Raw genomic sequence first — 12,189 nt, forward strand, 5'->3', positions numbered from 1 at the left:
TTTCTATGCAAATGATTGTAGACTCTTTGAGACACAAGGGTAAAATATTTAAAAAGATGCAGGAGATTTCTCCAAAAGATTTGGGTATAAGAAATAAGATAAAAATTTATAAGGCAACAGATATACGCGGATATTTTTGGGCAATTTTTGCTGTGAGCCAAAAGAGCAGAATATTGATGAAAGATGTTCATAAATTTGAAGAGATTTATGCAAAGTTGACACTCTACTGTGAACACAATTTTAAACATAAGATTTTGTTTATAGATGCACCCTTATGCTCAAAAGCCCAAAAAGCTTTTAAAGAAGCAGGATGGAAAATCCAATAATGCTTTTGTGTGATATAGGCAATACTTCCTATCATTTTTATGATGAAAACAGAGACTATAAAGAACATGTAAAGAGTTTTGACCCCTCCTGTGTAAAAGAAAAAGTCTATTATATTTGTGTGAACAAGGCTCTGCATGTAAACTTGCGGTCTTTGCCAAACTGGATAGATTTATCTGAATATATTGATAAAAAAAAATATTATCAGACTATGGGAATTGACAGAATTTTTGCCGTAGAGTCTGTTTCCGACGGTATTATTATTGATGCGGGGAGTGCTGTGACTGTTGATGTTGTAAAAAACGGACAATTCAGGGGCGGTTTTATTTACCCGGGAATTAAAGCAATGCAAAAAACCTATGAGAATATTTCTCCTGCGCTGGCATATTCATTTAACTTTGAGTGTGACTTGGATATAATGCCAAAAAATTCACAAGATGCCATAAGTTACGGATATTTAAAAACACTCTATAGTGAAGTAATGTCCCATAACCTGCCGGTCATCTTGACAGGTGGCGATGCCTTGGAATTTAAAAAGATATTTAGAGATGCAAAAGTCGATGAAAAACTGATTTTCAACTCTATGAAAAAGATTATATTACAGAATGAGGATAGACTATGCTAACAGTTGCACTGCCAAAAGGTCGTATAGCCAAAGAAACTTTGGAAATTTTTGAAACTATTTTTGGTGACAGTTTTAAATTTGATGACAGAAAACTAATTCTTGAGACGTCGAAATTTCGTTTTTTACTTGTGCGTAATCAAGATGTGGCAACCTATGTATACCATCAGGCAGCTGATATTGGGGTTGTCGGGCTTGATACCCTGGAAGAACAGGGACTTGATGTTGTCCGTCTGCTCGATTTGCGTCGTGGCATTTGTAAAGTGGCAATAGGCATGAGAAGGGGTGAAAAGTTTGATTTGACAAAACCAGAGCTTAAAGTAGCCTCCAAAATGGTCAACATTACAAAGCGTTACTTTGAAGAACGGGCTGTGAGTGTAGAAATTATAAAGCTTTACGGTTCTATAGAACTTGCCCCGTTAATCGGTCTTGCAGATATGATAGTAGATATTGTTGAAACGGGAACGACTATGAAACAAAACGGTTTGGAAGTTGTGCAGGACATTATGACAAGTTCGACCTATCTAATAGCAAACAAGAACAGTTATATTGCCAAAAAAGATGAAGTTTTGGATATTTACGAAAAAATTAATGAAGTTATAAAAGCAGAAAATGACTAATCTTGATCTTTATGCCAAGGCAGAACATCTTTTAGGTATAGAAGAGGCTACAGAGGCACTTTATGATTTATACCGCTCGGAACTGGATGACTATAGTGTAAAAACACTGCTGGATGTCGGATGCGGTCGTGGCGGATTTATGCAGCGAATGAGTAGCGACGGTGTTACATGTAAAGGCATTGATTTGAGTGCTGTAATGGTTGCTGAGTGTAAAGAGCAGGGATTTGACGCCGAGTGCATTGATATAAAAGAGGTTGATGGCAAATTTGATGCCATTGTAAGTATTTTTGATGTTTTAAATTTTATGGACAGAGAGAGTCTTCTTTCTTTTTTGGAATCGGTTGCGGACAAACTCAGTGATGAGGGTGTTTTTATCGCTGATATCAATACGCTTTATGGTTTCAGTGATGTGGCAGAAGGAACGATGAGCAGTGAAAATGAAGAAGAATTTTTAAATGTCGATGCCATATTTCAAAACAATGAACTGCATACAAAATTTACACTTTTTGAAAAAAAAGAAGATGGAAGTTACACAAAACAGCAAGATACAATTGTGCAGTACTTTCATAAAATACAGATATTTCAAAAACTTTCAAAACTCAAACTTGTAGAAAAACAGACTTTTTCTCTTTATGATACACAAGACAAAACACTGCTTATCTTTAAAAAAAGAACAGAGTAGCAAAGAAGGAGTAAAAGCAGAGTAACGATTCCGGAATATTTCGAAACCCTCGGACTTCAGTCTTGATGCATTAGGTTGGGAAAAAGCATATTATTTTTCTGGAACCCATCCTTTAGGGTGGGCTGAGAGTGACAAGGATGTAACAACAGTCGGCACTAAAGTACCGATTCAGGAATATTTTGGAACCCGGATTTTCTATGCTAAAGCATGACTTGTGAGAAAAACGGTGAGTTCCGGCACTGCATTCCTGATTTTGAAAAAAAATGCAAACTAAGTAGCAAAAGTTTCTCTGTCTGCATGTTATAATAGCACTATAAATAAAAAAGAAAAGGATTTACCCATGAGTAAACACAAAGCAAAAATAGAAAAAGTATTTGAGCATCCGCTTTCATCTAATATTGATTATAAAAAACTAATACATGCGTTAGAACATTATGGTGCAAAAACAGAGATGACAAAAAATCATCATGTAAAAATATTTTTAAATGACAAAGAGTATGTTATGCCTCTTCCTCATCAAGATACAAATATTTCAAAAGAGATAGTGGTAGAACTGCGTCATTTTTTAGAAAGTGCAGGGCTGACTCCAGAAAAGCTGTAATCAGCAGAAGAGGGAGGAAAGAGTATTTTTACTCTTCCTCTTCTTTTGTGTTTTCTTCCTGTACAGGCTTCATAGCAGGGAACAGTAAAACATCTCTTATGCTGTGCTCATTTGTCAGCAACATTACAAGTCTGTCTATTCCTATTCCCTGTCCCGCTGTTGGTGCCATGCCATAGCTGAGTGCTTCAACAAAATCACTGTCCATTTCATGGGCTTCATCATCTCCGCTCTCTTTTGCAGCCATCTGTCCTTCAAAACGTGTAAGTTGGTCTATTGGGTCATTTAACTCACTGAAAGCATTGGCAATTTCACGGCCTGCTATAAAGAGTTCAAACCTCTCTGTAATTTCAGGATGTGCATCACTTCTGCGAGCAAGCGGAGAAATTTCAACAGGATACTCTGTAATAAAAGTAGGGTCTATCAGTTTTTTCTCAACAAATTCATCAAAAAGTTCACCCTGAAGCTGCCCCAAATTCATTCCGGGTTTAACCGTAATACCTTTTTCATTCAAATAGGCAATGATTTTTTCTTTGTCTTTTGTAACATCTGCAGGAACTCCGCCAATCGTTGTTAAAGACTCTATAAGAGGAATCTCCTGGAAGTTTGCAAAATTGACTTCCAAATCACCGTAAGGCAAAAGTGTCGGCAGATTTAAATGTTCAAAAAGGTACTGGAAGTACTCTTTTGTGATTTCGATTAAATCTTTGTATGTTTTGTATGCCCAGTAAAACTCTATAGAGGTGAATTCAGGGTTATGTGTTGCATCCATCCCCTCATTTCTAAAGTTACGGTTGATTTCAAAAACGGCTTCAAAACCGCCGACAATGAGCCTTTTAAGGTAAAGTTCCGGTGCAATTCTGAGGTATCTGTCAACACCGAGTGCATTATGATGTGTAACAAAAGGTTTGGCATTGGCCCCGCCGGCAATAGGATGCATCATAGGTGTTTCCACTTCCAAAAAACCTTTGTCCTCAAAGAAACGGCGTGTCAAAGAGATAACGCGGGAACGGATTTGAAAAGTTTTTCTGACTTCCGCATTCATAATCAGATCAAGATAGCGTTTTCTGTAACGAATCTCTTTGTCAGTAATACCGTGAAATTTTTCAGGAAGCGGTGAGATGGCTTTTGTCAGCAGCTTGAAACTGTCTACATGCAAAGAGAGTTCTCCCTGTCCTGTTACAAAAGGAAAACCGCCGACTTCAATGATATCTCCGACTTCTATGTTTTTTTTAAACATAGTGTTGTAGAAACCCTCGGGAAGATTGTCGCGTGTAATATAAACCTGTAGCATACCGCTTTCATCTTCAATCTTTACAAAACTTGCTTTTCCCATAATACGAAGAAACTTTATACGCCCGCTTACAATGTAGTGACGCTTTTCGTCACGTTTGTTTTCCATCTCGGCCACATCAGAGTTGACATTCAAATATTTTTCGATAGTTGTATTTCTTTGTGAATCATTTGCATAAGGATTGTACCCTGCATCTTTTAATGCATTTGCTTTTTCTATTCTTTGCTGTATGTATTTATTTTCAAAAATCAATAGTTTTCCTTCTTTCTTAGTTGTTTTCTTTTTCTTGGCACTCTTTACAAACGCCATATATCTGCATAGAGTGGTCAGTCATTTTAAAACCGAATTTTTTTGTGATTATATGTTGGCGCTTTTCTATCTCATCATCCAAAAATTCTGTGATTTTTCCACATTCTGTACAGATGAGGTGGTCGTGATGTATTTTTACACCAAGTTCGTATTTTTTTCCCTGTGCTCCAAATGAAAGTGAGGTAACAACCTGGGAGTCTTCAAGAAGCGAAAGTGTTCTGTAAACAGTTGCTATACCTGTTTTTAGTTCCGGGTATTTGTTTTGCAGGAGATGATGTAAATCTTCAGGAGTCAGATGTTCATCCGAATTGTACAGAGTTTCCAATATCACTTCACGCTGAATCGTAAATTTGAGATTATTCTTTTTTAATAATTTTTTGAAATCATTCAGCAGTTCTTCATATTCCATGGTTTTATTGTTGAAGTTTGTCGTTACATGTATCATAATTATTTCTCTTTTATTTGATTTTTGATAGTGTCAATTTGCTGCAAGGCTGCTGCTGAGATGTTGTCTTCAATTTTTTGTTGCATATCAGCACTGCCCTGTGAGATTGTTGTATTGATATCATTTGAAATATCCGTAGGGTCTATTTTCATAATATATTTTCCTGTTTCGACTAAAACAGGAAAGAGTATACTTGTTTTGAGTGCAGAATCAAGTGTCGTTCTTATTGCCTTGACATTATAAACCGCATAAGCAATAACTGCTGCTATAAGAAAAAACTTGCTTGAACCTACGATAAATCCCAAAATTTTGTCTATCGGACCAAGACCGCTTACTGCGCTTAACTTTTTAAATGCAAACCCTATAAGAACCATTACCAGCCAAAAAAGTGCCAGTGTTACCAGAAAACCTGTAAAACTTATAGCCGATTCGTTTGAAAATTTAAATATCGTATTACTCAGATACAGTCCGACATCATCACCAAATCTGGATGCTACGAATATACCGCCTATGATACCAATGAGTCCGAAAATTTCTTTAAAAAACCCGTTCAGTATTCCTTTTAAACCCAGGAGTAGAATGACAACTCCTACAATAATGTCAAAATAGTTAAATTCCATTTTTCACTTCCATATGCATTTGATTTTTTCCGTTTTGCTTGGATTTGTACAGTGCCTTGTCAGCTCTTTCTATAAGTGTTTCCGCCGTATCGCCAGGATAGTACATTGTCGCACCCAGACTCATGGTTACTTTCAAAGATTTTCCCTGATAAAAGAGTTGATTTGAACTGATAAGCGTTAAAATTCTTCTTGCAATTTTTTGGCAGGTTTGTGCATCTATTCTGTTGAGTATAATCAAGAACTCTTCGCCACCGTAACGAAAAACTTTATCACCGTCACGCAATGTTTTTCTTAAAAGTCTGGCAACAAAAATCAGTATTTTATCACCTGCAATATGTCCGTATTTATCATTGATATGTTTGAAATCATCTATATCCAGAAGAAGTATGTGCAGTTCATACTCTAATTCTTTTTTTGCACAGAGTTTTTGAAGGTATGTATCAAGTGCCCGTCTGTTGAATATTTTTGTCAAAGAATCCAGGTTTGAGCTCTCTTCAAGTTTTTTTACCTGTGTGCTTAACTCTGATATAACCTGATTTGCGCGTTGTACCTCTTTTGCCATGTGATTTTGAATCTCATCAAACTTTTCTTTTATTGAAGGCATATCTATGAGCTGATTTTCATAGCTGTGAATAGTCTCTTCATGAATTTGAGTCAGTTTGGCAAATTTGTTGTTTGTATGTTGATATGATAAAAGTGTTTTATTTGCAATTTCTTTATAAGTGTTGGTGAATGCCAGCTTTGCATGTTCTACTGAGTCTATATCCCCGTCATTTATATTTTGAATAGTCATCACAGCATCCTGCAAATAGGTGATAACCTGTTCCTTGTTAGGCTCTTGTTGTGTGTCAATATTTTCAAGCAGCTCATGATACATTTGAGTTACTAATGATTTTAAGTCACTTTTTGTCATAAATCTCCAAATAAAAATATTCACAATTATACTAATTTAAGCATAAAAAAAGCTTTTCTCATAGCAATTTTAGCTATTTTTTGATAAAATTCCAAAAACAATAATATATAAGGTCTGATAATGAGCACTTGGAGCCCGTCTAGCTGGAGAGAAAAACCGATATTACAACAACCGACATATCCTGATAAAGCAAAACTTGAAGCTGTTTTAAAAGAGTTGAAAAGCTACCCGCCATTGGTATTTGCAGGAGAAGCACGTTCATTGAAAGAACAGTTGGCCAATGTGTCACAGGGAAAGGCTTTTTTACTGCAAGGCGGTGACTGTGCCGAGAGTTTCAGTGAATTTCATGCAGATAATATTCGCGATACTTTTAAAGCCTTGATGCAAATGGCGGTTGTTATGACCTATGCCGGCGGACTTCCTGTTGTAAAAGTAGGACGTCTCGGCGGTCAGTTTGCAAAACCGCGTTCCTCAGATACGGAAACAAAAGGGGATATTACTCTTGACTCTTACCGTGGGGATATTATTAACGGTATAGACTTTGACGAAAAGTCACGTACACCGGATCCGGAACGTATGATAAGAGCCTATAACCAGGCAACGGCTACACAAAATCTGCTCCGTGCTTTTGCATCAGGCGGATTGGCTGACTTGCACCAGGTCAGTAAGTGGAACCTGGATTTTGCCCATAAAAGTGAAGTGGGTGAGAAATACGAAGCATTGGCAGAGGATATAGAAAAATCATTAAAGTTTATGGAAGCCTGTGGTGTTACTTCTAAAACATACAGAACATTGCGTGAAACAGATTTTTTTACTTCCCATGAAGCACTGCTTTTACCGTATGAAGAGGCTTTTACAAGACAGGATTCTCTTACCGGTGACTGGTATAATACTGCAGCACACATGGTATGGATAGGGGATAGAACACGCCAGCTTGACGGTGCGCATGTTGAGTATATGAAAGGCATTAAAAACCCTATAGGCATTAAAGCGGGACCTACTATGAACCCGGATGATCTGGTACGGTTGGCTCAGGCGGTAAATCCTGAAAATGAAGCAGGGCGTCTCAATATCATTGTGAGAATGGGTGCGAACAAAGTCGGCGAGCATATGCCTGCATTGATTCGTGCTGTTGAGAGAGAGGGACTCAACGTTGTCTGGTCATGTGACCCAATGCACGGAAATACTATAAAATCATCCAACAACTATAAAACACGTCCTGTTGATGCTATATTAACCGAGATGAAGCAGTTCTTTCAGGTACATAAGGCTGAGGGTACATTTGCCGGCGGAGTTCATTTGGAGATGACAGGAAAAAATGTTACGGAGTGTATCGGCGGTTCATTTACTGTAACAGAAGAGGATTTAAGTTCTCGTTATCATACACACTGTGACCCGCGTCTCAATGCTGATCAGTCATTAGAGTTGGCATTTTTAATCGCTGATTCTTTACAGGATGCGAATAAATAAGGAGCTTTTCCCTAAGTTGGAACAGTCGGCACGGAAGTGCCGATTCCGAAGAGTCACTGCAGTCTGGGCTGTGCGTCTTTTTTATCATACCTGAAAGATATTTTCTTTTTTTACAGGTATAAAGTCTGCTCCGTAACAGAGTCGCTGTTGCAAACCTCCGCGTGCGCTCAAATCAACTACTACACCCAGATTTTTTGTCTGTATACTTTGTGTAATTGTCTCATAGATTTCAAAAGCAATATCTTCGGCAGTAAACTTTTTGTCTCTGAGTGAGGTCAGGTATTTTTTAAAATCACGTAAATCAAAGGTCTCACCACTGCTGGTAAAGTTGATGTAAACAGTTCCTCTGTAAGGCTGTCCGCTGTGTGCCAGAAACAGAAGTTCACGAGACATATACTGTATGCCTGTATTTTCTTTTACATGTAAAGGTGTTAATTGCATATTATCCTACTCTTAGCGGATTGAGATTTCTGTTTAAAAATCTGTATTTTTCCAGTTCTTTGTACTTTTCTTCACCATTTGCATAACTGAAAGTCGGATGGATGCTGATATTGCCTCGTGGGTAAAACAGACCTACAACTTCAAGATACTTCGGCTGCATCAAGGCGACCAAATCTTTGCCTATTTTATTGACGACGTCTTCATGAAACTCACCACTGTTGATAAAACTAAAAAGATAGAGTTTGAGTGATTTGCTTTCCACCATTTTTACATCAGGAATATAGTTGATAATGAGTGTTCCAAAATCCGGCTGATTTGTTTTAGGGCAAAGTGATGTGAATTCGTCTGCATTGAGTGTCACCCAGTAGTCCATTTCAGGATGAACATTTTCAAAAGTTTCTAAAAGCTCGGGTGCATATTCATATTTGTACTCTGTATGTCCGGCTCCGAGTTGGCTGACCTCTTGGGCGCGTTTTTCTTTATACTCTTGTTCATCCATTGTTAATCTCTTCTTCTTTTTCCTGAATTGTTAAAAGCTCTTCAACTTTTTGCTCATACAACGCTTCCATATCTGCCAACTCTTTGGCAAGTTTGCTCAGACCTGTCTCCTCATAACATTTCGGATCGGATAAACAGGTGTTTTTTTCTTCTATTTTTGCTTCTAGTTCTTCTATCTCGGCCGGAAGTTTTTCCAGGGCTATTTTTTCTTTAAAAGTAAGTTTGAGTGTTTTTGGTTTTTGCGTTACATGTAAACGCGGTTTTTCCTCTTTTTTTGTCGCCTCTTTTTCCATAGTGTTCAGCTCTTGCAGCTCTTTTTCTATCTCCAGATACTCGGAGTATTGCTGATGTGACTCTTCAATGGTTTTATCAGGCTTAAAAATAAAGAGTTTTTTGGCGATTTTGTCAACAAAATATCTGTCATGCGATACAATAATGACGGCACCGGGAAAATTTGTCAACTGTTCTTCCAAAATATTAATCGTAGGAATATCCAGATCATTGGTCGGCTCATCCAAAATGAGGATGTCAACATCCTGTGTAAAAAGCAGAGCAAGGGCAACACGGTTTTTCTCGCCGCCGCTGAGTACACCTATCTTTTTGTCTAAAAATTCACGCGGAAAGAGAAAGTTTTTAAGGTAGCCGTATACATGTAAATCACTGCCTCGTACATTGACACGGTCGCCGCCGTGCGGACAAAAAGTCTCTATGAGGTTTTTGTCATCATCAAGCATCTCTCTGTGCTGGTCAAAATAGCCTACTTTGAATTCTCCGCGTTTTATCTTGCCGCTTGTCGGCTCTATGCGTCCAAGCAGAGCTTTTAGCAGTGTTGATTTTCCACTGCCGTTGGGCCCGACAATGGCGATGACATCTTTTTGCAGTATGCGTGTTGTAAAGCCGTGTAACAGCTCTTTGTCACCGAGTTTGAGAGACAGATCTTCGACTTCAAAAAGCATTTTTTGTTTGTTGACGCTTTTGTCACGGTTAAAATGTTTTGCTTCTCTTTGGAGTTCTACAGACATTTTTCTGATTTTGGCAGGATTTGTTTTCGCCTCTTCGCGCAGTTGCATCAAACGCTCTTTGCGCCCTTCGTTTCGTTTGAGCCTTGCACGCACCCCTCTGGCAAACCACTCGTTTTCTCTTTTTAGAATGCCCAGCAGATTGTCATGCTGCTTTTGCAGGGTTCTGAGGTACTCCTCTTTTTGTGTGAGGTAGTCATTGTATCCGCCCTTGTATTCACGCAAAATGCAGTCTTCGACTTCAACACTCTTTGTCGCAATTCGGTCAATGAAATATCGGTCATGCGAGATAAAAACAAGAGTGAATTTCTCTTTGAGAATCAGCTCTTCTAAAAATTCAACCATGTAAACATCAAGGTGGTTCGTCGGTTCATCAAGAAGCAGGACATCCGGTTTTTGCAAAAGGAGTGAAGCAAGTGCCACACGCCGCTGTTCGCCTCCGCTTAAGAGCATAACAGGCTTGTTTTCATAAGGTTTGAGCTGAAAATGCCCAATGATACGCTCTATTTTATCATCCAGATTCCAGGCATTATGATGTTCAATATAGCGAGAGAGCTTTTCATGTTCTTCCAAAAGCAGTTTGTTTTCAAAATCTTCACTTAAAAGCAGTGAGAGTTCATTATAGCGTTCTTTTGCGGCATTGAGCTCTTTGAGACCTGCTTCAACTGCCTGACGGACAGTGTGGCCTTCTTCAAATGCCGGACGCTGATCCAGCATTTTGATTTCCAAATCATTTTTGATGATACGGCGTCCGCCATCAGGTATGAGTGTCCCGTTGAGTATTTTCATCAAGGTGGATTTTCCACTGCCGTTTTTTCCGATGATGACTATACGCTCACCTGCATCCACATGAAAGTCAACCTCAGTGAGAATTTTTTGTGCCGAATAGTGTTTGCTGATTTTTTGTAGATCAATTAATGCCATAATTTAGTTTACTTTTTAATAGAGATAATAGCATTTTGGTCATTAATAAGGGCTTATTTATTTTAATAGATTATAATCTTGTATGTCATAGGAGTAGAATCATGTTACAGGTAATAGCAGAAATAAGAAAAAATGAACATCAGTATATGGAAGTTCTTAAAGAAGAAGGAAAAGAGTTCTTTTACAGAAAAGAGCGGTATGGCAGTGAGTTTTCTTTCATTGCAATATATTGTGAATGTAAAATTGCAATAGACTTCAATGAACTTAAAACAAGATTAAGAAGTACCGATAAATTTATTACCTTAAATGATAAACTTCATTGTATCATTCAGGATTCTGTGGATGAGGAACATTATATCAAAGCCGCCGAAAATATAAACTACAATCTCTTGCATCTAAACTCAAATAATGAGTATTATATAAGTACGATTCACTCTAAAGAATATGAAGCAAAAGATTATGCAAATATGATATATGAACTGTTTTGCAGATTGGAAGATGCTTTGGAAAATAATTTAAAAAATATTGTTGTATATCAAGACTTCGTTATTTAAATTATAATATTATACGGACTCATTTAAAGGATTTTATTTGGGTTTATTTATACATATTCATCTTATTGCTGCCATTGCCTGGATAGGCGGTTCCATATTTATGTTTATTTTGGGTGTTACACTGCTTGATAAAGAAAAACAACAACAGGTTTATCCGGTAATAGGGCCTATTTTCGGTTACTTTGAATTGGTTTCCATTGTTGTTTTACTGTTGACCGGTACTGTGATGATTGTAGATAATGGTTTGTACCATATGCTTTTGACCCATGATGATAATATTATAGTCCAGGAGTTACGCAAAAAACTCATAATTGTAGCTGTTATAATCGTGGCAACAATAGTTCATTTTTTTATTGCATTTCGCACAAACGGGAAAGAGCGAACGAAAATACAAAACATTTTGTCACGCGGAACTTCCCTGCTCATATTTTTTTTAAATCTTTTTGTTCTGCATTATGCAATTATGATTCGCGCAATGCTTTAATAATCTTTCTCTTTCGGGCATAATTCTTTTGCCGTAAACCATTTTGCTATCCCTTCATCATTATAGTGATATTCTCTTTGAGAAAGAGGGATGACACTGTTTCTCATTTTAGCTCTTACAATGCCAACAACTATAAATGTAATCAACAAAGTAGCGCCTGCTATAAAATAATCATACATGTACCAGACGATAAGAGCAGTAAATACAGGAGTAAACTGCAATAAAAATTTTAGTAAAAAAGCGATGATTTGACATTTTTTTGTCTTTAGAACAGGAGTAGGTTCTATTAAATCTATATAATCATTTTTCATAAAGTTATTATAGCAAAATAAAAATATTATAAACTTGAGTTAAAATGACTAAAGAATATTG

At 37.3% G+C, this 12,189-nt stretch carries 16 protein-coding genes; 8 read left to right on the plus strand and 8 right to left on the minus strand.

Annotated features, from left to right (window positions below):
* Nucleotides 1-5 precede the first annotated feature (5 nt).
* From MNY28_RS00740 to MNY28_RS00760, 5 genes are all read left to right on the plus strand, one after another.
* Nucleotides 6-326: a hypothetical protein gene (locus MNY28_RS00740; RefSeq protein WP_151900637.1), complete on the plus strand. Its 321-nt coding sequence runs from the start codon at nt 6-8 to the stop codon at nt 324-326.
* Nucleotides 311-949, plus strand: coding sequence for a type III pantothenate kinase (locus tag MNY28_RS00745; RefSeq protein ID WP_346388591.1), 639 nt, complete (start codon nt 311-313; stop codon nt 947-949). Before MNY28_RS00740 ends, MNY28_RS00745 begins: the two co-directional genes overlap by 16 nt.
* Complete coding sequence (gene hisG, locus MNY28_RS00750) at nt 943-1,566, plus strand: ATP phosphoribosyltransferase (protein ID WP_151900636.1); 624 nt, start codon at nt 943-945, stop codon at nt 1,564-1,566. The genes MNY28_RS00745 and hisG overlap by 7 nt, the downstream gene beginning before the upstream one ends.
* Nucleotides 1,559-2,248 carry a class I SAM-dependent methyltransferase gene (locus MNY28_RS00755; RefSeq protein WP_151900635.1) on the plus strand — a complete coding sequence of 230 codons (690 nt, stop codon included), beginning with the start codon at nt 1,559-1,561 and terminating at the stop codon, nt 2,246-2,248. The genes hisG and MNY28_RS00755 overlap by 8 nt, the downstream gene beginning before the upstream one ends.
* A 340-nt stretch (nt 2,249-2,588) precedes the next feature.
* Entirely contained in the window at nt 2,589-2,849 is a 261-nt protein-coding gene (locus MNY28_RS00760) for a hypothetical protein (RefSeq protein WP_346388592.1), read from the plus strand.
* A gap of 28 nt (nt 2,850-2,877) precedes the next feature.
* Here MNY28_RS00760 and lysS read toward each other — a convergent pair whose 3' ends face one another.
* Genes lysS through MNY28_RS00780 form a run of 4 tightly spaced genes read right to left on the minus strand, consistent with a single transcriptional unit; the run spans nt 2,878 to nt 6,451 of the window.
* A complete protein-coding gene (gene lysS / locus MNY28_RS00765; protein ID WP_346388593.1) occupies nt 2,878-4,392 on the minus strand; it encodes a lysine--tRNA ligase in 1,515 nt (504 codons plus the stop codon).
* 16 nt (nt 4,393-4,408) lie between these two features.
* Nucleotides 4,409-4,894 carry a transcriptional repressor gene (locus tag MNY28_RS00770; protein ID WP_151900631.1) on the minus strand — a complete coding sequence of 162 codons (486 nt, stop codon included), beginning with the start codon at nt 4,892-4,894 and terminating at the stop codon, nt 4,409-4,411.
* Between the two features lie 2 nt (nt 4,895-4,896).
* A complete protein-coding gene (locus MNY28_RS00775) occupies nt 4,897-5,514 on the minus strand; it encodes a CvpA family protein (protein WP_151900630.1) in 618 nt (205 codons plus the stop codon).
* Nucleotides 5,504-6,451, minus strand: coding sequence for a GGDEF domain-containing protein (locus MNY28_RS00780; RefSeq protein ID WP_346388594.1), 948 nt, complete (start codon nt 6,449-6,451; stop codon nt 5,504-5,506). The genes MNY28_RS00775 and MNY28_RS00780 overlap by 11 nt, the downstream gene beginning before the upstream one ends.
* 93 nt (nt 6,452-6,544) lie before the next feature.
* On the opposite strand from MNY28_RS00780, the gene MNY28_RS00785 reads away from it, so the two are divergent.
* The gene (locus tag MNY28_RS00785) at nt 6,545-7,897 is read left to right on the plus strand and encodes a 3-deoxy-7-phosphoheptulonate synthase class II (RefSeq protein ID WP_188110072.1); all 1,353 of its coding nucleotides are present in this window, start codon (nt 6,545-6,547) and stop codon (nt 7,895-7,897) included.
* 84 nt (nt 7,898-7,981) lie between these two features.
* Here the strand turns inward: MNY28_RS00785 and MNY28_RS00790 are convergent, their stop codons facing one another.
* Genes MNY28_RS00790 through MNY28_RS00800 form a run of 3 tightly spaced genes read right to left on the minus strand, consistent with a single transcriptional unit; the run spans nt 7,982 to nt 10,779 of the window.
* Nucleotides 7,982-8,338, minus strand: coding sequence for a hypothetical protein (locus MNY28_RS00790; protein WP_346388595.1), 357 nt, complete (start codon nt 8,336-8,338; stop codon nt 7,982-7,984).
* Between the two features lies 1 nt (nt 8,339).
* Nucleotides 8,340-8,837, minus strand: a complete 498-nt coding sequence (gene queF / locus MNY28_RS00795) for a preQ(1) synthase (protein WP_346388596.1) — start codon at nt 8,835-8,837, stop codon at nt 8,340-8,342.
* Nucleotides 8,830-10,779 carry an ABC-F family ATP-binding cassette domain-containing protein gene (locus MNY28_RS00800; protein ID WP_346388597.1) on the minus strand — a complete coding sequence of 650 codons (1,950 nt, stop codon included), beginning with the start codon at nt 10,777-10,779 and terminating at the stop codon, nt 8,830-8,832. The genes queF and MNY28_RS00800 overlap by 8 nt, the downstream gene beginning before the upstream one ends.
* A gap of 101 nt (nt 10,780-10,880) precedes the next feature.
* Between MNY28_RS00800 and MNY28_RS00805 the strand changes: the two genes are divergently transcribed.
* Together MNY28_RS00805 and MNY28_RS00810 are read left to right on the plus strand one after the other, a co-directional pair.
* Entirely contained in the window at nt 10,881-11,333 is a 453-nt protein-coding gene (locus MNY28_RS00805) for a hypothetical protein (RefSeq protein WP_346388598.1), read from the plus strand.
* 37 nt (nt 11,334-11,370) lie between these two features.
* Complete coding sequence (locus tag MNY28_RS00810) at nt 11,371-11,817, plus strand: hypothetical protein (protein ID WP_151900623.1); 447 nt, start codon at nt 11,371-11,373, stop codon at nt 11,815-11,817.
* Here MNY28_RS00810 and MNY28_RS00815 read toward each other — a convergent pair.
* Nucleotides 11,814-12,128, minus strand: coding sequence for a hypothetical protein (locus tag MNY28_RS00815; RefSeq protein WP_346388599.1), 315 nt, complete (start codon nt 12,126-12,128; stop codon nt 11,814-11,816). The genes MNY28_RS00810 and MNY28_RS00815 overlap by 4 nt on opposite strands.
* Between the last annotated feature and the right edge of the window lie 61 nt (nt 12,129-12,189).

This window comes from Sulfurimonas sp. NWX367 (assembly GCF_039667065.1).
In the GTDB taxonomy this organism is placed as follows: Bacteria; Campylobacterota; Campylobacteria; order Campylobacterales; family Sulfurimonadaceae; genus Sulfurimonas; species Sulfurimonas hydrogeniphila.